This is a genomic window from Palleronia caenipelagi (assembly GCF_007004065.1).
In the GTDB taxonomy this organism is placed as follows: domain Bacteria; phylum Pseudomonadota; class Alphaproteobacteria; order Rhodobacterales; family Rhodobacteraceae; genus Palleronia; species Palleronia caenipelagi.
In genome coordinates this window covers 1-17,086 of record NZ_VFSV01000026.1, presented here as the reverse complement: position 1 = coordinate 17,086, position 17,086 = coordinate 1, and the positions used below count along the sequence as shown (strand labels likewise).

The 17,086-nt window shown below is 61.4% G+C and carries 27 protein-coding genes and 2 tRNA genes; 10 read left to right on the top strand and 19 right to left on the bottom strand.

The genetic code is table 11. From position 1 onward, the window contains the following. Positions 1-56: 56 nt before the first annotated feature. From nusG to FEV53_RS21245, 10 genes are all read right to left on the bottom strand, one after another. Complete coding sequence (gene nusG / locus FEV53_RS13505; RefSeq protein WP_142835350.1) at positions 57-809, bottom strand: transcription termination/antitermination protein NusG; 753 nt, start codon at positions 807-809, stop codon at positions 57-59. Further along, positions 803-1,387, bottom strand: a complete 585-nt coding sequence (locus tag FEV53_RS13500; protein WP_142835349.1) for a hypothetical protein — start codon at positions 1,385-1,387, stop codon at positions 803-805. Before FEV53_RS13500 ends, nusG begins: the two co-directional genes overlap by 7 nt. A gap of 182 nt (positions 1,388-1,569) precedes the next feature. Beyond that, positions 1,570-2,199 carry a hypothetical protein gene (locus FEV53_RS13495; protein ID WP_246100822.1) on the bottom strand — a complete coding sequence of 210 codons (630 nt, stop codon included), beginning with the start codon at positions 2,197-2,199 and terminating at the stop codon, positions 1,570-1,572. Continuing rightward, the gene (locus FEV53_RS13490; RefSeq protein WP_246100821.1) at positions 2,199-2,609 is read right to left on the bottom strand and encodes a hypothetical protein; all 411 of its coding nucleotides are present in this window, start codon (positions 2,607-2,609) and stop codon (positions 2,199-2,201) included. Before FEV53_RS13490 ends, FEV53_RS13495 begins: the two co-directional genes overlap by 1 nt. Before the next feature lie 202 nt (positions 2,610-2,811). Continuing rightward, the gene (locus tag FEV53_RS13485; protein WP_142835347.1) at positions 2,812-3,384 is read right to left on the bottom strand and encodes a class I SAM-dependent methyltransferase; all 573 of its coding nucleotides are present in this window, start codon (positions 3,382-3,384) and stop codon (positions 2,812-2,814) included. Continuing rightward, the gene (locus FEV53_RS13480; RefSeq protein ID WP_142835346.1) at positions 3,377-3,742 is read right to left on the bottom strand and encodes a hypothetical protein; all 366 of its coding nucleotides are present in this window, start codon (positions 3,740-3,742) and stop codon (positions 3,377-3,379) included. Before FEV53_RS13480 ends, FEV53_RS13485 begins: the two co-directional genes overlap by 8 nt. After that, on the bottom strand, positions 3,735-4,076 hold the full coding sequence (locus FEV53_RS13475) for a hypothetical protein (protein WP_142835345.1): 342 nt from the start codon (positions 4,074-4,076) through the stop codon (positions 3,735-3,737). Before FEV53_RS13475 ends, FEV53_RS13480 begins: the two co-directional genes overlap by 8 nt. Further along, positions 4,063-4,392 carry a hypothetical protein gene (locus tag FEV53_RS13470; RefSeq protein ID WP_142835344.1) on the bottom strand — a complete coding sequence of 110 codons (330 nt, stop codon included), beginning with the start codon at positions 4,390-4,392 and terminating at the stop codon, positions 4,063-4,065. Before FEV53_RS13470 ends, FEV53_RS13475 begins: the two co-directional genes overlap by 14 nt. Before the next feature lie 151 nt (positions 4,393-4,543). Then, a complete protein-coding gene (locus FEV53_RS13465; protein WP_142835343.1) occupies positions 4,544-4,756 on the bottom strand; it encodes a hypothetical protein in 213 nt (70 codons plus the stop codon). A gap of 280 nt (positions 4,757-5,036) precedes the next feature. Next, positions 5,037-5,348 carry a hypothetical protein gene (locus tag FEV53_RS21245; RefSeq protein ID WP_142835342.1) on the bottom strand — a complete coding sequence of 104 codons (312 nt, stop codon included), beginning with the start codon at positions 5,346-5,348 and terminating at the stop codon, positions 5,037-5,039. Positions 5,349-5,452: 104 nt separating this feature from the next. Between FEV53_RS21245 and FEV53_RS13455 the strand changes: the two genes are divergently transcribed. The 6 genes from FEV53_RS13455 (at position 5,453) to FEV53_RS13430 (ending at position 8,444) form a co-directional block, all read left to right on the top strand. Further along, positions 5,453-5,722, top strand: a complete 270-nt coding sequence (locus FEV53_RS13455) for a hypothetical protein (RefSeq protein WP_142835341.1) — start codon at positions 5,453-5,455, stop codon at positions 5,720-5,722. Between the two features lie 205 nt (positions 5,723-5,927). Next, complete coding sequence (locus FEV53_RS13450) at positions 5,928-6,239, top strand: hypothetical protein (RefSeq protein ID WP_142835340.1); 312 nt, start codon at positions 5,928-5,930, stop codon at positions 6,237-6,239. Further along, positions 6,229-6,450, top strand: a complete 222-nt coding sequence (locus tag FEV53_RS13445) for a hypothetical protein (RefSeq protein ID WP_142835339.1) — start codon at positions 6,229-6,231, stop codon at positions 6,448-6,450. The genes FEV53_RS13450 and FEV53_RS13445 overlap by 11 nt, the downstream gene beginning before the upstream one ends. Before the next feature lie 104 nt (positions 6,451-6,554). Further along, a complete protein-coding gene (locus FEV53_RS13440; RefSeq protein ID WP_246100820.1) occupies positions 6,555-7,298 on the top strand; it encodes a hypothetical protein in 744 nt (247 codons plus the stop codon). After that, entirely contained in the window at positions 7,286-7,471 is a 186-nt protein-coding gene (locus FEV53_RS13435; protein WP_142835338.1) for a hypothetical protein, read from the top strand. The genes FEV53_RS13440 and FEV53_RS13435 overlap by 13 nt, the downstream gene beginning before the upstream one ends. Beyond that, complete coding sequence (locus tag FEV53_RS13430; RefSeq protein ID WP_142835337.1) at positions 7,449-8,444, top strand: tyrosine-type recombinase/integrase; 996 nt, start codon at positions 7,449-7,451, stop codon at positions 8,442-8,444. Before FEV53_RS13435 ends, FEV53_RS13430 begins: the two co-directional genes overlap by 23 nt. Positions 8,445-8,560: 116 nt before the next feature. Here the strand turns inward: FEV53_RS13430 and FEV53_RS13425 are convergent. The 5 genes from FEV53_RS13425 to FEV53_RS13405 form a co-directional block, all read right to left on the bottom strand. Next, a tRNA-Cys gene (locus tag FEV53_RS13425) sits at positions 8,561-8,634 on the bottom strand. Between the two features lie 95 nt (positions 8,635-8,729). After that, positions 8,730-9,320 carry a (d)CMP kinase gene (locus FEV53_RS13420; RefSeq protein ID WP_142835336.1) on the bottom strand — a complete coding sequence of 197 codons (591 nt, stop codon included), beginning with the start codon at positions 9,318-9,320 and terminating at the stop codon, positions 8,730-8,732. Next, positions 9,305-9,721, bottom strand: a complete 417-nt coding sequence (locus FEV53_RS13415) for a GFA family protein (protein ID WP_142835335.1) — start codon at positions 9,719-9,721, stop codon at positions 9,305-9,307. The genes FEV53_RS13420 and FEV53_RS13415 overlap by 16 nt, the downstream gene beginning before the upstream one ends. Positions 9,722-9,724: 3 nt before the next feature. Beyond that, entirely contained in the window at positions 9,725-11,077 is a 1,353-nt protein-coding gene (gene aroA, locus FEV53_RS13410) for a 3-phosphoshikimate 1-carboxyvinyltransferase (RefSeq protein ID WP_142835334.1), read from the bottom strand. Positions 11,078-11,177: 100 nt separating this feature from the next. After that, complete coding sequence (locus FEV53_RS13405; protein WP_425465487.1) at positions 11,178-11,564, bottom strand: DUF2147 domain-containing protein; 387 nt, start codon at positions 11,562-11,564, stop codon at positions 11,178-11,180. A 135-nt stretch (positions 11,565-11,699) separates the two neighbouring features. Here FEV53_RS13405 and hisA point away from each other — a divergent pair, with 135 nt between their 5' ends. From hisA to FEV53_RS13390, 3 genes are all read left to right on the top strand, one after another. After that, positions 11,700-12,419, top strand: coding sequence for a 1-(5-phosphoribosyl)-5-[(5-phosphoribosylamino)methylideneamino]imidazole-4-carboxamide isomerase (hisA, locus tag FEV53_RS13400; protein ID WP_142835333.1), 720 nt, complete (start codon positions 11,700-11,702; stop codon positions 12,417-12,419). A 75-nt stretch (positions 12,420-12,494) separates the two neighbouring features. Further along, positions 12,495-13,256 carry an imidazole glycerol phosphate synthase subunit HisF gene (hisF, locus tag FEV53_RS13395; RefSeq protein ID WP_142835332.1) on the top strand — a complete coding sequence of 254 codons (762 nt, stop codon included), beginning with the start codon at positions 12,495-12,497 and terminating at the stop codon, positions 13,254-13,256. Beyond that, the gene (locus FEV53_RS13390; RefSeq protein ID WP_142835331.1) at positions 13,253-13,567 is read left to right on the top strand and encodes a phosphoribosyl-ATP diphosphatase; all 315 of its coding nucleotides are present in this window, start codon (positions 13,253-13,255) and stop codon (positions 13,565-13,567) included. Before hisF ends, FEV53_RS13390 begins: the two co-directional genes overlap by 4 nt. Positions 13,568-13,602: 35 nt before the next feature. On the opposite strand, the gene FEV53_RS13385 is transcribed toward FEV53_RS13390, so the two are convergent. Further along, positions 13,603-14,910, bottom strand: coding sequence for a calcium-binding protein (locus FEV53_RS13385; protein WP_185962207.1), 1,308 nt, complete (start codon positions 14,908-14,910; stop codon positions 13,603-13,605). A gap of 110 nt (positions 14,911-15,020) precedes the next feature. Continuing rightward, positions 15,021-15,794: a 23S rRNA (guanosine(2251)-2'-O)-methyltransferase RlmB gene (rlmB, locus tag FEV53_RS13380; RefSeq protein ID WP_142835329.1), complete on the bottom strand. Its 774-nt coding sequence runs from the start codon at positions 15,792-15,794 to the stop codon at positions 15,021-15,023. Between the two features lie 85 nt (positions 15,795-15,879). Between rlmB and FEV53_RS20905 the strand changes: the two genes are divergently transcribed. Next, positions 15,880-15,963: transfer RNA gene (locus tag FEV53_RS20905), tRNA-Tyr, on the top strand. A 118-nt stretch (positions 15,964-16,081) separates the two neighbouring features. Here the strand turns inward: FEV53_RS20905 and FEV53_RS13375 are convergent. Together FEV53_RS13375 and FEV53_RS13370 are read right to left on the bottom strand one after the other, a co-directional pair. Next, entirely contained in the window at positions 16,082-16,588 is a 507-nt protein-coding gene (locus tag FEV53_RS13375; RefSeq protein WP_221931620.1) for an IS3 family transposase, read from the bottom strand. Between the two features lie 4 nt (positions 16,589-16,592). Beyond that, the coding region (locus FEV53_RS13370; RefSeq protein WP_142835327.1) for an IS3 family transposase at positions 16,593-17,086 on the bottom strand (494 nt) is incomplete at its 5' end.

Below are 17,086 nucleotides of genomic sequence, written 5' to 3'. Positions count from 1 at the left end.
GCTTTTTGCCAGGCGATGCGACCGTGGTCGGCGATCGTCTGGATAACGGCAGGGATTCACAAAGTGAATCCTACGTCGCCAGACTTATGCAACAATTCCGTGCGTTTGGTACATAATGCCGGGCTTTTCGAGGTCGCTTCGCTGGAACTGGTGGAGCGCACCACTTCCAGAAGGTCCTGCCGGATCTCGGTCACGACCTCGCCGCCGAGCAGCTGCATCGTCGCCTTTGCGCTGGCTCCAGTAAGTTCGATGATGCGGATTTGCGCGCCTTCCAGCGGTCCTTCAACGATCCGCGCGACGTCTCCCGGCACGAGCTTGGGCGCTGTCCTGCAATACCGGCAGCATTCCGGCGAAAGACCACCCCCACCCCATTGGCGCATGAGCTGAGCGATACGGACGGGCGGCATCGCGATCGGCCGTCCTCCGGTGCCCATCACGCCAGTCACGACCTTGAGCCCCATCAGATCGGCCCATCTGCAGTCGCCGACCTGCCAGCCGACAAAGATCCAGTCCACGAGGAGCGGCTGCGACACGAGGACCTTCTCATCGGTCGCAAATCGGTTCTTGCGGCGCAGGACCTTTTTAACCGGCAGGAATACTTCGAACCCGGCCCGCCGCAGAATGTGCTCAGGCACAAAAACGCGATCCCCCGTTCCGGTGACCCGCCGCGTCCGGGACCGTCCTTTGCGATCTTTGTAGGCTTCCATCTCACCGCCAATTGTCATCGTGCGGATCCCGCCGACCTGCCGCCGCTTGACCCGACACGCGAACCACTGCAGCTCCTGCGCCACCACGTTTGTCATCAGCATGCCACACCCTCGCTGCTCATTTTGGCAATCTGTCGGCACTTCCCGAGCGCCGCTTTCCTGCGCCCGTGCCAATGCTCTTCCTCAAACGAGAGCGCAGCGCCACGCGCCCGCTTCTCAGACAAGATCTGCATCTGCCGGATGTTGGGCGCCGCCTTGTCCTTGACGGTCTTCACGACGAAGGCGCCGGGCCAGCGGCGGTTGTGGCGCAGCTCCGCCAGCAGCTCGGGCGCCCAGCCCTCGGCCACAGCATCCTGACCCAGCGCATTCGCAAACACAGCGCGGATCAGAGGCGAGGCATCATCACCCGGCGGCTGGATCTGCGCCGCCCATTCGAGGATTCTGTTGGCGATGGGGAACCGGTCCTTGTCCTTGCCGCCGGGGGAAGTGGCCACCTGTTCCTCCAGTGCCATCAGGCTCGGCCCGCTCATATAAGCCAGCCGGGCGCAGAGATCTGCGGTCATCGCCTCGAACTGTACTTTCGTCAGACTGGTTGGTCGCGCCAGCCCCCGTCTTAACAAGGGATCGATCAGCAGCTCCTTCACCCGCTTCTCGCCCTCAGCCTGCCTCGTGCTGTCCATCGGTCCTGTCCCTTCTTCTCCGCATCTGCTTGGTCTCAAATCATGCTCTGGTCTCAATTGGAGCGAATTTCCTATGTCTCTGTTTTATATTTGTTATGTCCCTGTCGAACGCGACACTTCGGAAATTTCCAAGACTGTCCAAAAGTGTCGTGTTGCCATTTCGGGAAATTCTGTTGCCAATCTCAGCGAGGCCGCGCGCCCCGCAATTCCATCATGTGGGCAGACCATGCGCCGATGGCTTTTTCGATCCACTTCGCGGTCCGATAGCCGACGCCTTTCTCCACCAGATATTCATCCATCCAGAGTATGGCGGCGTCGTTCTTTGCCAGATCGGCGTGATACTGAGCCACGGTAATCCTGAGCCGTTCCTTGCGCTTGCTGGCATTCGCCGCGTCGTTCCGCGCCCGGTTCGCGTGCTTGCGGCTCAGTGCCTCCAGAACCATCTTCGTCACCCTCGGGTGCATCAGACGGATCTCGGACCCGCAGCGGCAGCGGGTCCATCTGTGCAGGGGGCCGTATTCCATATCGCAGAGCCGCGTGAACCGCGAGGTCTCGACAGAAAGCCACTTGGCGAGACTCTCCATATCGCGGGGCAGCGTGCCGACCGGCTTTTGCTTCTGCGAGAGCACAATGAGGTCGAAATACAGCGCCCGACACTCCTCAGTCCCCTTTGACCGCATGTCCGAATAGAGCCAGTCATCAATGTCCCAGGCGATGAACGTATGACCGGACAGGTTATCGTCTTCATCCAGCGGATACTCCGGGAGATCATTCGCATCGACCGGACCATTGATTGCCACGAGCGCGCCCATCAGCTGACCCTCTTCATCACGCGCGGCCCGACCGCTTGCTCGATCTTCGCCAGACGGTCGCGCAGGGCTTTCATGCCGCCGAGATCGGAACCGATCTGCAACAGCCGGGCCTGCAGGTCTTTCTGGAACGCCTCAACCGCGGTGATCTGCGCGGCGATGTCCTGCTTCAAAGCGGCGAGATCTTCGTTGCTTCCATCTGGTCCGAAGAATTCTTCCCGGATATTTACAACCCAGCCCGGCATGACATTCAGCGTTTCCGCCACGGTGTGATCGGTTTCCCCGGCGACGTAGCATCCTTTGGCGGCGTCATAGGCTTCGCCCAGCCACAGAATGATCTCTCGCTTTTGCGCGCGTGAGGGCTCTTTCGGCGCGTCGGGCTTCTCAACAACGGTTTCGACCTTGTCCTTCATATGATTTGCCTTTCGCTTGGCCTCGCAAGAGAGGCACCGCAGCCGTCTGGACACATAGGCCCAACCGATTTTCTGAAGCTTAGGGACAGCCTGCTTCGCAAAGCCGTTTCTGTTCTGGAAATCTGCGCAGACGACTTCTTCGCGTCCGCAATCGTCGCAGATGCACTGAACGCGGCTCTGTCCACTCGCATGTCGAACGGGTTTAAACCCCATGACACACCCTCCGTTCGCAATGCTGTCGGGCAAAGAACCGGGTCGGGCCGACATGGGCGGCGTCAAACAGCACCCAGGCGGAGTTCTCGTTTCCGCCCTTGCCATTGAACATCCACGAGACGCGGCCGATCGGCAGGATCTTGGCGCAGATCGGCGCCACGCTGGCGAAGTACTGGTTCGCGGTGAAATCGAAGGGCAGCAGCATCCACGTAGGCAGGATCGCGGCCAGATGCCGGATCAGGCCGAGCGTGGGCTCGCCTTTGGAGCCGTTCGAAGGATAGGGCGGGTTCGTGATGAAGGTCTCCGGGCCTGCCTTGGCGATCCGCCGCGCCGTCAGCGCCTCCGCCGCCGCGCGACGCACAAGACGACTACGCGGCTCGATGTCAGTCGCACCCACGCACATCGCATGCCCAGCCAGAGCAGTAAGAAGCGCGCCGGAACCCGCGCAAGGCTCCCAATAGCGCACACCGGGTGCCAGATGTCCGATCAGCGGGACCACCGCCTCAGGCGGCGTGTCATAGCAGTCGAGCCTGCGCCGCGGATATGCGCTGCGCTTACCCATAGGCCCGCTTTCGGTGCGAAGAGGCAAAGGCAGGGCGCACCCCGGTCTGCTCATAGACCTTCTGGTGCCGCCGCCAGCTTTGAAGAATTGCGACGGGATCGAAGCCTGCCAGCATGCAGACTTCGCCGAAATCATCTGTACCAAACCAGCGCAGAACCGCCTCACGCTCAACATGCTGACCCTGCGAGACCCGAAAGCCTTTCGGGTTGAAACTCGCATCCCAGAAATCCGCGAGGATCTTGATCCAGAGGTTCCGGCAGGCGATCGGGCACAGCCAATCGGGCGTGTCGTCCGGATGCTGGCCATATGGCACCCACTCGGCATCTGCCGGGGCGGTCGGATCCGGAAGGTCACGCATCGCGCCGCGCCTCCATCATCATGATCGACCACGCACTCGCCATGCCGAAGAGCGGGGCGAGGAGATCGACAAAGCTGTCAGACACCAGCTTCCAGATATCGCCGGGAGAGTAGACGAGCTGGACGCCTTGCAGCACCACGTAGCCCCCGAGGAGCACCAGCATGGGGCGCACCAGCGCCGGAAACCCGAAGGACAGGATCATCCCGATGAACCCGCCCGCGAAGTGCAGGAGCGTGTTCAGCACCCACAGGCGCCCGCGCGACACCAGCACATCCGCCGCCACATCGGAAACGTCGGAATAGAGCACCCAGGTGAAGTCGCTACCGTCGAGCACGGAACACCCTCCTGCCGATCAGCGCCATAACCGAGTGACGGCTTTGCCCGAGCGTCAGCAGCTCGGCGGTGCGGAACACCCCAAACCGACACCCCAGCGCGAACACTGCTTCGAACGAGGCCCCGGTTTCCAGTGCCAGCCAGCGTTCGACGGTCTTGGGGGAGCATCCGAGATACGCAGCACAGGCCCGCGCGACCTCGGCATCGGACGCCTCCGGGAACAACGCGCGCAGCATGTTTGCGAATCGCAGCCGGGCGACCTCCTGCAGGTCAGACGGGCTCACAGACAGATCTGTCTGATCCGTTTCAACAGGCATGGGGTTTCGCGCGATTTCTGGACAAGATTTGTCCAGAGCGATCGGGCTATGATGGCGTTGCAACATCACAGACCACCCCGGAGCGAAGCGCCGATGAAAATCGAACTGAAACGCAGACTATCCGATGAGGACGATTGAGCCAGATTTCCGGTCATGGCTCGACCTCAGACCCGACAACTCTTGGCTCGTTGTCCCGAGCCCAAACTGTCATGCGCTCGACAACATCGAGCGTGCAGGTCCCGCCCGCTTTCAATGTACGGTAGACGCGATTGTTCCCCACCGACATGCCACAGAAGGTTGCTGGCGCGATGCCGCGCCTCCGTGACTGCTCCTCGATGAACGTAATGATGAGATCGGTCAGCATGCCGCACAATTGGGGACTTTTGTCCCAATCTGTCAAGGGCCTTTTGTCCTGATGCGACGCACCAACCTTAGGGACTATAGTCCAATCATGGAAAGAACGTTCCGAAATGCATTTCTAGAGGCGCTGAGCCAGACCGGAGACTCTCTATCTTCCGTGTCGAAAGGATCCGGGGTTTCTTACGAGCAACTGAAAAAGTTAAAGCAACGCGACACTGCGACGACAAATGTCGAAGACGCGATACGTATCGCGCGGCATTTCGGCAAAACGATAGACCAGTTCGTCAACGGCGACAAAGCAGATCAAGACGTTGAATTGCTCTCCCTTCTGCACCAATTGCAACCTGAAGAGCTTCAGTTTCTGCGAAATGCCGCAAGAGCTCAGATCGAGTCGCGGGATCGGTCTGATCGATAATCTCTGCTAGTTTCTTCGCTACATCATCTGGATGAAATGCATCGGAACTCTTCGACACGAACCCTGCCCCTCGAATAACCCCGTCGGAACAATTAAAGAACACTTCGGTGTTATGCAACCTGATGGTTGCATGAATGGCCACCACATGCACCCTGGCAACATCTAAAGACATCAGGGACATTTGTCTCTTATTCGTATTGACAGGGACATAAGTCCCTTATTATCAAGTTCCCATCCGCCGAAGATGCCTCAGGCAGATCGCGGTTCATTGTTGGGAGCACACTTATGGATTTCGATCACACCGCCTTGCCGCCCGTGCGTCCGCGCCATAGCGGCGTTCCTTTCCACCTTGGCGCGCCGAAAACCTACCGGCTGATCGATCGCATCACCGGGAAGTTTCTCCACCTGAGCGGTGCGGGCCTGACCGGCACCAGCGCCTACGCCTGGAGCGGCAGCCGGTCTCAGGCTGAGACGCTGGAGAAACGCGCCCGTGCGCGTGGTGAGGACTGGAACTTCCGTCTGGTGGCCCGCTCTGCTGTTGAGGGCGCCCAATGAGCCCCGTCACCCATCTCGGGCGATACGCCGCCCGATACCGCACACCCTCCGGAAAGCCCGGCGAGCTGGTGATCCTACTCGACAAGGCCACCCCGCAGCGTCGCTTGAGCGTCGCGATCCGCAGCGCCTTACAGCGCCAGCACGGCATTCTCGCGACCGGCCCTCTCACGATCAAGCCGGTCCCCTCTCAAGATGGGAGGGCCACATGCTGACGGCTTCTCCCCGCCAGTTCATGCCACCTGAGGTTCTCGCACAGACAATCGCGGCCAGCATGATCCGAGCCCTCGATCGGCTGCCGGACGGCGGTGATCGCCCGACCTATCAGGCTGCATTCACAAACATCCTTCTCGCCTGCGAGGGCAATGAGCGTCCGCACATGGCATATGTTCCGCTCTGCTACGCGCGCCTCATGAAAGAGCGGGCGCAGACCGACGAGGATCTCGAAATCGCCTGCGCCTGCATCGCTCGCGCTGAGACGTTCTCCGACTTTGTGGGGAGGCATACCCATGGCCGATGATTGGACCGTCGATATCAGTCGGCAGGCCAGCCTCGAGGACCTGCGGGACGGCATCGCACTGGTCGCCGCAGGTCCCTGCGCCACCGGCATCATGCTCATCGTTCTGGTGGTGCTCTACGCCGCGACCGTTCTCCACAGCGATCTGACGCCTCTGCAGATACTGACCCAGCCCGACAGCCCCGACGCAGGTCATGTGATGTCAACTGACTGACACAAGAACACCGGCGCCACTCTCCTCCCGGCACCGGTTCCCTCCGGCGGGGCGACCTCCTCCCTGCGTCCCGCCGGCCTTTTTTCTGATCACCGGAACCCGCCATGATCGACCCTGCTGACATCAACGTTCTGATCGGATGCGAGACCTCCGGGACCATGCGAGAGGCGTTTCTTGCACGAGGCTTCAATGCCTTTTCCTGTGACATCCTGCCGCCGGACCGGCCCAGCAACCGCCATATCCGGGACGATATCCGGCACCTGATGCAGGACCCCTTCTGGGATCTCCTGTGCGTCATGCACCCGCCTTGCACCCGGCTGTGTAACAGCGGCGTGCGCTGGCTTCATGTGCCTCCGCGTGGTCGCAGCCTCGATCACATGTGGGCCGAACTCGATGAAGGTGCGGCGCTGTTCTCGGCTTGCTGGAATGCGCCGATCCCCCTGCGGGCGGTGGAGAATCCGGTGATGCATAAGCACGCGAAGGCACGGATCGAGAACTACTGCCCGCCCGCGCAGACCGTCCAGCCATGGTGGTTTGGAGACCGGGCCTTCAAGGCCACGAGCTTCTATCTGCACGGGCTGCCGCCGCTGACGGCCACAAACCGCCTGACACCGCCGAAAAGCGGCACCGAAGACCATAAGCGCTGGTCAGCGATCCATCGTGCATCGCCCGGGCCAGACCGCTGGAAGATCCGCAGCGCGACCTTCCCCGGCATCGCCGCCGCCGCAGCCGAGCAATGGGGACGCACCGCAATTCAAAGGAATGCCGCAGGGCGATCACTGGACGGACAGCACTGGAACGAGGTGCCACGCGGCCCGCTGGAAGGGGACGCGCCATGCCAGCCATGACAGCCGAAAAGAAAGCCCTGAACTACCTGAAAGCCTTCGAAGCCGAAGGGCGGGTTGTCAAGCGCGTGGTGATCGAGGGAAAACGAATCGAGTTAGAATTAGAAACGGCACCGGAAAACCTTTCGGAATTTGACAAAGTGGATATGCGATATGACAAAGCGGGAGCTTCCTAAATTCATATACCGACAACGCAATGGGCTTTATTTTCAACGGCGCGGGTGGCCCTCGCAAAAGATCAAAGCGGATTTCGGAACCCCTGAATTTTGGGCCGAATATGCCGCCATCCTGAAGGGTGACGAACAGCCCAAAGTCCTGCGCCGCAGCTTTTCCGCGCTCATTCGCAGCTACCACAAGTCGCCACGCTATCGGAATTTGAAGCCGCGCACAGCGATGGATTACGACAAATACACCGCCTTTATTGACGAACGGTTTGGGCCACTGAACCCGGCCAACCTGCAGCGCAAGGATGTGATCCGCCTGCGCGACCAGAACGCTGAAAAGCCGTACTTCGCGAACTACGCGGTGAAGGTCATCCGCATCCTGATGGAACACTGCATCGATCTTGGGTGGCGTACTGATAACCCCGCCAAGGGCGTGTCGCTGCTGAAGGTGGACACTGACCCACGCCTGCCATGGCCGCAAAGCCTGATAGACGACTTCCGCGAAGCAGCCCCCCTTGGCACCCGCGAACGCCTGCTGATGGAGTTGTGCCTTGGGTCCGGCCAGCGCATCGGTGATGTGCTGGAAATGCGGTGGGGCGACATTCAGGACGGGGGAATCACGGTCAAACAGAATAAGACCGGGAAACGGCTTTGGGTACCCATCGTGCCCGCGCTTCAGGAAGCGCTGGACGCGGCACCACGCCGGTCACTGTTTATGCTGACAAATCACCGCGCGACCAATCGCTGGTCATATCGCGGCGCTTCGCAGGCCATTCGGAAAATCAGGGAAGACATCGGGGCGCTGGACTTCGACATTCACAGTTGGCGCTACAACGCGGCCTGCGAACTGGTCGAAGCGGGGTGCAACGACGAACTGGTGGCCGCAGTCACCGGGCAAAGCCCCAAGATGGTCGCACACTACACCCAGCAAATCCGTCAGCGCGTGCGGGCAATCGAAGCCCAAAGTCGCCGCAAAAAGCCATAACGCCACACCCCGTTCTTGGTCCGACAAACGAACAGAACAAAAACAGAATGTTTAGACATTTGCTTAGACGCGATTTCAAGCTGAAGCGAAAAATCCGCTAAGTGCTTAAAAATAAATGGAGGCGAGTACCGGAATCGAACCGGTGTACACGGATTTGCAATCCGCTGCGTCACCACTCCGCCAACTCGCCTTTTCGTGAGAGCCCGTGGTGACAGCCCTCTTGACGGGATTTAGTCCGTCATCGCACCGGGTACAAGGCTCTTTTGCCGTCGATAGTGCCCCATTTCAGAGCTTTACTAACACGGCAGCACGGGCGACCTTGACGGCGTCGTCGATGCTCATCTCGGTTGTATCGAGCAGGACAGCGTCATCTGCCGGGCGCAGGGGCGCGTCGGCGCGGCCCATGTCACGGGCGTCGCGGCGGCGCACATCCTCTAGTACCACCTCGTAGTCCCCGCCGAGTTCCGCGTGGCGGCGAGCGGCGCGTGTCTCGGCGGAGGCGGTGACAAAGAGCTTCACCTCCGCCTCGGGACAAATCACCGTGCCAATATCCCGCCCGTCTAGGACCGCTCCGGGCTCGAATCGCGCAAAGCGCCGCTGGAACGCCACCAGAGCCTCCCGAACCTCGGGCAGAGCGGCAACTTGTGACGCGGCCTCCGCGACCTTCTCATTGCGCAGGCCATCGGCCTCAAGATGCTCGGGCAGGAGCGACCGCGCGGCGGCAATCGCATCTTCGCCCGCCAGAACCCGAGCCCCTGTGGCCCGGTAGAGGAGCCCGGTGTCCAGATGGCGGAAGCCGAACTCGACGGCGATTGCGCGGGCGATGGTGCCTTTGCCCGCTGCTGCCGGACCGTCAATTGCTACGGTAAACGCCATGTGCGCCCCCTTTTCAGGATCTCTTCGTCGGATGCGGCGGCCTGAGGCAAGCCATCGGCGACCTCATAATAGCTGCCTTTGCTGGCGCAAAAAATGTGGCCAACCATCGCCGGCGGCTCACCTTCGTCGAGACCGCCCGGCGCGATCGAGACCAGATCGCCCCCGTCATCCCAGAACAAACTCGAACCGCATCTGCCGCAAAAGCCCCGCTTGATGCCGGGGGTGCTTTCGTACCATTTTGGCGTCCCGGAAATCTCCAGTAGTTCCCGCCGGGTTGCCGTCGCCGCCCAGTAATGGCCTGAGGTCTTTCGACATTGGACACAATGGCAGCCAACAACCGGCAAGAGCGGCCCGCTCACGCGAAAGCGGATCTCACCGCAGAGGCAGGACCCCTCTGGCATGGCTCACTCCTGCCTGTCCTGAAACCGCGCGCCGAGTTGCTCCATCAGCGGGCGGAAGATCGGGAAGGAGGTCGCGATGGGGCCTGCATCATCAACAGTCACCGTGTTCTGCGCCGAAAAGCCGAGGCAGAGGAACGACATGGCGATGCGGTGGTCGAGCCTTGCAGCCACGGTGCCCCCTCCGCGCACGCCGCCCGCGCCGCGGCCATGCACCTTCCACCAGTCAGAGCCTTCCTCGACAGTCACACCGCAGGCCTCAAGCCCGCGCGCCATGGCGTCGATCCGGTCGCTCTCCTTGACCCGCAGTTCGGCCACGCCGGGCATATAGGTCACCCCTTCGGCATTGGCCGCGACCACTGACAGGATCGGGTATTCGTCGATCATAGAGGCGGCACGCTCAGCGGGGACCTCGATCCCCTTCATATCGGGCGAGAAGCGGGCGCGGAGGTCGGCCACGGGTTCGCCCCCTTCTTCGCGGAGGTTCTCGTAGGTCAGGTCGGCGCCCATGTCGCGCAGCGTCTCAAAGAGCCCGGCGCGGGTCGGGTTGAGGCAGATATTGGGCACCAGAACGTCGGAGCCTTCGGTGATCAGCGCAGCGCAAACCGGGAAGGCAGCGGAGGACGGGTCGCGCGGCACCACGATGGTTTGCGGTCGCAGCTCCGGTTGGCCCGTCAGAGTGATGACACGGCCTTCGTCTGTGACCTCGGTGGAGATCTCGGCGCCGAAGCCCGCCAGCATCCGCTCGGTGTGGTCGCGGGTGGCTTCCTTTTCGATGACGACGGTCTGTCCCGGCGCGTTCAGCCCTGCCAGCAGGACGGCTGATTTCACCTGCGCCGAGGGAACCGGCGTAGCATAGCGGACCGGGACGGGCTCGCACGCGCCGACCAGTGTCAGGGGCAACCGCCCGCGCGAGCGCCCGACGGCCTCGGCACCGAACAGAGCCAGCGGGTCGGTGACCCGGGCCATTGGACGCGAATTGAGGGACGCGTCGCCGGTGAAGGTCGTGGCAAATCCGTGGGTAGCCACAGCGCCCATTAAGAGCCGCACGCCGGTTCCAGAATTGCCGCAGTCGATCACGTGGTCCGGCTCGGAAAATCCACCAACGCCGACGCCCTGCACGGTCCACGTGCCGTCATCATGGCGCGTCACCTCGGCGCCGAGCGCCTGCATGGCGCGGCCCGTATCGAGCACGTCCTGACCTTCGAGAAGCCCTGTAATCCGCGTCTCGCCCACTGCCATGGCACCAAAAATCAGCGAGCGGTGGCTGATCGACTTGTCGCCGGGGACATCCGCCGTTCCGGTCAGCGGACCGGATTTGACAGCAGTCAGAGGAGTGGGGACACCATGTGCGGACATACGGAAAACCTCTCGCGGATTCAGGTCCTGAGAGCGCTCGCACGGTCCGCCGGGGGGTTCAAGCCGGAATTCTCCGGCCTGTGCCCGGTTTGCGGCGAACTTAGCGTATCTTAACCCAGGTCTGCGCCTTGCAGATCAACCCCCCGGCGACGCAGCCCGAGAGCTTCATCTGCTTGCCCGAGATCTCGGCCTTGCCGGCGTAGACCTTGTTATTGGCCGGACGCCAGACATTGCCGGTATATTTGCCGCCACCCTGAGCGGTCATGGAGCGGACGATCTGTTTGCCCTTATTGGGGGAGGCATACTCGCCCGAAGCGTTGAAGGTGCGGGTAATGGTGCCGCAAAATGCGCCGCCACATGGCGCAACAGTCACATGAGCATAGGCGCCCTCATCAGGCTGGGTCTGCCACACGCCCTCAATGGGGTCAGCAGCGGCGGCGCCGGCACATGCGGCGAACATGAAAGCGGCAAGAATTGTCTTTTTCACGCGGGTCTCCTCCCTTTCCAAAGACCGGTTTGGTCTGGCTGCCGCGACGGATCCTCCGCCATCTCGGCCCACCATGGTTGGCAAGTCTACAGGAAGCTGACAGAAGGTCACCAGATGACCTAACGGAGCCTTCACATGATCCTTTACCCCGCCATTGACCTGAAGGATGGAAATTGCGTCCGGCTGCTGCGCGGCGAGATGGATGCGGCCACGGTGTTCGGCACCGACCCGGCGGCGCAGGCGGCCCAATTCGAAGCGGCAGGTTGCGAGTGGATCCATCTGGTGGACCTGAACGGCGCCTTTGCAGGAGAACCAGTGAATGGCGCGGCGGTCGAGGCGATCCTGTCGCGGGTTACGGTTCCCTGTCAGCTTGGCGGCGGAATCAGGGACATGGGGACCATCTCGGCATGGATGGACAAGGGACTGTCACGGGTGATTCTCGGCACCGTGGCGGTGGAAAACCCTGACCTCGTGCGCGAGGCGGCGCGCGAATTTCCGGGCAAGGTCGCAGTCGGGCTCGACGCGAGGAACGGTCGCGTGGCGACCCGGGGCTGGGCCGAAGAGACCGATGTGATGGTCACGGATCTGGCGAAGAGCTTCGAAGATGCGGGGGTGGCGGCGATCATCTACACCGATATCGACCGCGATGGCGCTATGGGAGGGCCGAATATCGAGGCGACCGAAGCGCTGGCCCGCGCGGTGGAGATCCCAGTCATTGCCTCCGGCGGAGTGTCGTCGATGGCGGACCTGACGCGGTTGAAAGACACCGGCGTGATTTCCGGCGCAATTTCCGGGCGGGCGCTTTACGAAGGCGCGATCGACCTTAGCGCTGCGTTGGATCTGCTGCGCGCCTGACGCAAGGGAGCGCGATTTTTCTGCGAAAAATCGTCCCCGCTTCCCCTGTCGCAATTCCTCGCCTATGGAGGCCCCATGCTGAAAACGCGCGTGATCCCCTGTCTCGATGTCGCCGATGGCCGCGTGGTCAAAGGCGTCAATTTCGTCGATCTCATCGATGCCGGTGATCCGGTCGAGGCAGCCAAGGCCTATGACGCCGCCGGGGCGGACGAACTCTGCTTTCTCGACATCCATGCAACGCATGAGAATCGTGGGACGATGTTTGATCTGGCCACCCGCACCGCCGAAGCTTGCTTTATGCCGCTAACCGTAGGCGGTGGAGTGCGCACGCCCGAGGATGTGCGCGCGCTGCTGCTCGCGGGCGCAGACAAGGTCAGCTTTAACTCTGCCGCAGTTGCGGATCCGGACGTGGTCGCACGCTCTGCGGACCGGTTTGGCTCCCAATGCATCGTCGTCGCTATCGACGCCAAGACCGTTGAGCCCGGTCGCTGGGAGATCTTCACTCATGGGGGCCGTAAACCCACCGGCATCGACGCGGTCGAGTTTGCCCGCACCGTCACCGAAAAAGGCGCGGGTGAAATCCTGCTGACCTCCATGGATCGTGATGGCACAAGGGCCGGGTTTAACCTGCCGCTGACCCGCGCCATCTCGGACGCGGTCTCGGTCCCGGTGATCGCCTCGGGCGGAGTGGGCACGCTTGACCATTTGGTCGAAGGTGTGACCGAAGGCGGCGCCTCTGCCGTCCTCGCGGCCTCGATCTTTCACTTCGGCGAATTCACCATCGGAGAGGCCAAGCAGCACATGGCCGATGCCGGCATCCCCGTGAGGCTCACATGAGCGCCCTTGTCCGTCTCGCCGCCACCATCGCCGCGCGCAAAGGCTCAGATCCGAACAGCTCCTGGACGGCAAAACTGCTGGCCAAAGGTCCGGAAAAGACTGCCGAGAAGTTTGGCGAGGAAGCGGTGGAGGCCGTCATCGAGGCTGTGAAGGGGGACCGGTCCCGACTGACCGCGGAGGCGGCGGACGTACTCTACCACCTTCTGGTCATGTGCGCCTCCCATGACGTCACGCTCGCCGATATTGAGACCGAACTGGCGCGGCGCGAAGGCACCTCTGGCCTCACAGAGAAGGCTTCTCGCGGGACGTAGTCGCCCGGGGTGCTGCAGCACCGCCGGGCGCATTTTCAAGCGAACATAAAGTTGCTTTCTGCAGCGAGGATATCCGCCGTTAGATCACCATCGGAGGCCAGCAGCAGTTCTTCCCCCGTCGCGGAAATCTGAATGGCCACGAAATCCTGCCCGTCTAATTGCTCGTCCCAGATGGTCAGATCAGCGAGAGAACTGGCATTCTCGTAGCCGACGAAAAGCAAGCGATCGATTCCGATCTCGAAATCCTGAACCAGCTCCAGCGCTTCGACACGACCTGCTTCCGTCGTTGCGTTATCGAAGGTCAGGTCACCGGTCGTAAACACGAACAGGTCGGCATCACCGCCACCCACCAAGACATCGCGTCCGGCACCACCTTCGAGCCGGTCCCGCTCGCCTCCGCCTGTCAGAAGGTCGGTGTCATCCCCCCCGTAGAGCCGGTCATTCCCCCGGTCCCCATTCAGCGTATCCGCCCCGCTGCCGCCAAAAAGATGGTCAGTGGACTTACCACCGGACAGAAAGTCATCCCCGGCCTCTCCGTAGAGCCGGTCGGAGTGACGCCCGCCGATCAGCCGGTCATCACCGTTCCCACCATAAAGCTCGTCGTTGCCGTCACCTCCGATCACCGTATCGGCGCCTGAGCCGCCCCAAACAACGTCATTTCCGCGATGTGCCACGACATAGTCATCATTCAGACCGGCTGCGATCAAATCACCGTCGCGCGTTCCGCTCACGGTCTCCAGGACATCAGCCGCGGTTTTATCATCGTCATGAATGATAAGCCCCCCGTCAGGAACAAATCCGGCGGGCACGTAGTTCACCGGATCGACGAAACTGACATCCTCCAGCGTGGCGAAATCAGGCAGTTGGTCTTCTTTCAGGAAGTGGATTTCCTGATTGCCTTCGTTCGAGCCGCCATCGCCCGTCATGTCGACCCGCGCCCCCTCCAATGCGTAGAAGATCGTCCCGCCAGCGTCCGTTTCGATTAGCAGCCATTGCTGCGGGTCACTGCCGGCATCGTTATGTCCGCCGTTGTAGGACACCAAACGCACATTGGAGGGCAGATTGCCGAGATCCAGCGGCACGCCGTCGATCCAGATCTCGTCCCGCGTGGAGTCAAAGTCTTCAATCCGCCCGACGATAAGTGCTTCGACATTGCCGGTATTGCTAAAATTGAAAACATCCTGACCACCCCCGGACCGCCCGTGATGTCCATGAGAAAACCGAGTGATCGATGCGAAATCGAGGTTGTCGAGTTGATCGTAGTCGTTGTCAGGTCCGCCACCATAAAAATGGATTTGGCCCGTGCCGTTTACGGCCGTCCAGTTTCTGATTTTCACACTCATACCCATCCACTTGTGATGGTGAATGGATATCTTGTGCCCATTTTAAATGCAACGAAACGGGAGCGGAACCGCGCCGATCCCGTACTCTTAAGATACGGCTCTCAGATAGCTCAGCCTCGAGACACCGCGTAGAGCGCGACAGCAGCAGCGTTTGACACATTCAATGACCCGAAACCGCCCGCAGCTGAGATCCGCACAAGGTGATCACAGGTTTCCTTGGTCCGGGCTCTCAGCCCAGGCCCCTCCGCGCCGAGGACGAGGCAGATGGGACGGCTTCCAGATGCTGCCACCGCTTCCTCGATCGTCTGATCTGCTTCACCATCCAGACCGAGGCACAGATACCCCATGTCCTTCAGCCGAATCAGGGTGTCGGCCAGATTGCCAATCCTGAGATAGGGCTGTCGCTCCAGCGCCCCCGATGCAGTCTTGGCCAGCGCACCGGTCTCCGGGGCCGAGTGACGCGCCGGCGCGATCACAGCCCGTGCGCCAAACACTTCCGCCGACCGTAAGATGGCGCCAACGTTATGGGGGTCGGTGACACGGTCGAGGGCTATAATCGGACCGATACCCTCCACGGCAATGTCATCGAGCCGCCCCCAGTCGAGAGGACGCACCTCCAGAGCCGCTCCCTGATGGACCGAGCCGGGATCGAGGGGTACCGGAAACTTGCGCGGATCGGCGTCCTCAGGGGTCATACCGCTGGCGGAAATCGCCTCCCCCAACCTGTCGGCCGCGTTGCGTGTCGTGACCAGACGGAGCTTTTGCCGACGCGGATTTTCAAGCGCGTCCCGCACCGCATGGAGCCCAAAGAGCCACACGGTTTCGCGTGCGGCGTCTCTCCGGGCACGCTCTTTTTCGATGATCCAGGCAGGTTTTTTTGACATGCCCAGCCCATGCGCTGCGGGAGAAAAAAATTCAACGATTTTCATCTTGACCCCTCCAGTCCACGGCGGTAGTTCCGCGCCCAGTGGGCGACAGGCCGCAAGGTGTGGCAGGGGACTGTAACTCCCTCGCGGAGACGCACGCCTGGTTCGATTCCAGGGTCGCCCACCACTAGATGTGCTAAAAATTATAAAAACGCTGTAGCCATAGAGACTTTATAGTTTGTCCGGTGTCTGTCCGCTAGGATCAGATGATCTTCGTCTCTGTTTCCGGACAGTCTGATGGTTGATTATACGCGGCCATTTCCCATCTCATCTCTGTGAACGCCTGAACCGGTGTCTGGTAGTCGATGGCTGAATGGCGGCGTTGGCGGCCCGTAGAAGACCTCGATGTACCCGAAGATAGCGGCCTTGGCCTGTTCCCGGGGTCCGAACCGATGGCGATGGACCAGCTCCTTCTTCAGCGAAGAAAAGAAGCTCTCCATCGGGGCGTTCTGCGCCTTCAAACGATCCCCCGGATCGTTCGATCCGCTGGCGCGGACCAGCTTGAACCCGAGGCATTCGCCCTTCCGGCTCATGGATTGGATGAGCTTGGCGCGGTGGATGATCTTGCGATAGTCCCCACTGGCATATTGCACGCCGCGGTCCGAATGCAGGATCAGCCCCGGGAGCGGACCGCGATTCCAGGGCCATTCTGAGCGCGTTACAGCATAGTTCAGCGTGCAGGTGACGGCCATGGCCCAGCCGACGATTTCGCGCGACGCATGCGCCACCGTACTCGGACCAATGGCGGACAATGGCTCAGTTTTTGATAGCAGCCAGGTAGAGCCAGCCCTCGCCGGTACCGACATAGGTGATGTCGGCCAGCCAGACGGTGTTCTGGGTGGTGCAGTGAAACGCCCGCTGCAGCAGGTTCGGCGACGGGGTCAGCTGGTGATTGCTGTTTGTGGTGACCGGCTTACGAGGCTTGCGCGGGCCGGCTGAGATCCTGTTTTCCTGCATTATTCTGGCTACACGACGTTCTGAGACGCTCTCCCCGTCAGCGCATGGATCCCGGTGGATGCGTTTGGACCCGTAGCGCCCCTTGCTGGCTTTGAAAAAATGGCTGATCCGCTCCAGCAGTGCCTTGTCCCGTGCCGCACGCCGCGCCTTCCGACTTTCACGGGCTGCCTCACCGGCGCCGTGACCATAAAACCAACTGCGCGACAGGCGGACCAGCCGGCAAAGTGTAGAAACCGCGTTCTCCCGCTTACGCGGCCCCACTGGGGCCACGGTCAGTCGAACTGAGCTTTGTG

Coding starts and splice junctions, on each gene's coding strand:
- FEV53_RS21245 (WP_142835342.1), bottom strand. CDS start 5,348: ATGTCCCTGATGTCTTTAGATGTTGCCAGGGTGCATGTGGTGGCCATT.
- nusG (WP_142835350.1), bottom strand. CDS start 809: ATGCTGATGACAAACGTGGTGGCGCAGGAGCTGCAGTGGTTCGCGTGT.
- aroA (WP_142835334.1), bottom strand. CDS start 11,077: ATGTCCGCACATGGTGTCCCCACTCCTCTGACTGCTGTCAAATCCGGT.
- FEV53_RS13415 (WP_142835335.1), bottom strand. CDS start 9,721: ATGCCAGAGGGGTCCTGCCTCTGCGGTGAGATCCGCTTTCGCGTGAGC.
- FEV53_RS13445 (WP_142835339.1), top strand. CDS start 6,229: ATGGCCGATGATTGGACCGTCGATATCAGTCGGCAGGCCAGCCTCGAG.
- FEV53_RS13440 (WP_246100820.1), top strand. CDS start 6,555: ATGATCGACCCTGCTGACATCAACGTTCTGATCGGATGCGAGACCTCC.
- hisA (WP_142835333.1), top strand. CDS start 11,700: ATGATCCTTTACCCCGCCATTGACCTGAAGGATGGAAATTGCGTCCGG.
- rlmB (WP_142835329.1), bottom strand. CDS start 15,794: ATGTCAAAAAAACCTGCCTGGATCATCGAAAAAGAGCGTGCCCGGAGA.
- FEV53_RS13390 (WP_142835331.1), top strand. CDS start 13,253: ATGAGCGCCCTTGTCCGTCTCGCCGCCACCATCGCCGCGCGCAAAGGC.
- FEV53_RS13385 (WP_185962207.1), bottom strand. CDS start 14,910: ATGAGTGTGAAAATCAGAAACTGGACGGCCGTAAACGGCACGGGCCAA.
- FEV53_RS13435 (WP_142835338.1), top strand. CDS start 7,286: ATGCCAGCCATGACAGCCGAAAAGAAAGCCCTGAACTACCTGAAAGCC.
- FEV53_RS13470 (WP_142835344.1), bottom strand. CDS start 4,392: ATGCCTGTTGAAACGGATCAGACAGATCTGTCTGTGAGCCCGTCTGAC.
- FEV53_RS13420 (WP_142835336.1), bottom strand. CDS start 9,320: ATGGCGTTTACCGTAGCAATTGACGGTCCGGCAGCAGCGGGCAAAGGC.
- FEV53_RS13485 (WP_142835347.1), bottom strand. CDS start 3,384: ATGGGTAAGCGCAGCGCATATCCGCGGCGCAGGCTCGACTGCTATGAC.
- FEV53_RS13455 (WP_142835341.1), top strand. CDS start 5,453: ATGGATTTCGATCACACCGCCTTGCCGCCCGTGCGTCCGCGCCATAGC.
- hisF (WP_142835332.1), top strand. CDS start 12,495: ATGCTGAAAACGCGCGTGATCCCCTGTCTCGATGTCGCCGATGGCCGC.
- FEV53_RS13465 (WP_142835343.1), bottom strand. CDS start 4,756: ATGCTGACCGATCTCATCATTACGTTCATCGAGGAGCAGTCACGGAGG.
- FEV53_RS13495 (WP_246100822.1), bottom strand. CDS start 2,199: ATGGGCGCGCTCGTGGCAATCAATGGTCCGGTCGATGCGAATGATCTC.
- FEV53_RS13430 (WP_142835337.1), top strand. CDS start 7,449: ATGACAAAGCGGGAGCTTCCTAAATTCATATACCGACAACGCAATGGG.
- FEV53_RS13500 (WP_142835349.1), bottom strand. CDS start 1,387: ATGGACAGCACGAGGCAGGCTGAGGGCGAGAAGCGGGTGAAGGAGCTG.
- FEV53_RS13450 (WP_142835340.1), top strand. CDS start 5,928: ATGCTGACGGCTTCTCCCCGCCAGTTCATGCCACCTGAGGTTCTCGCA.
- FEV53_RS13480 (WP_142835346.1), bottom strand. CDS start 3,742: ATGCGTGACCTTCCGGATCCGACCGCCCCGGCAGATGCCGAGTGGGTG.
- FEV53_RS13490 (WP_246100821.1), bottom strand. CDS start 2,609: ATGAAGGACAAGGTCGAAACCGTTGTTGAGAAGCCCGACGCGCCGAAA.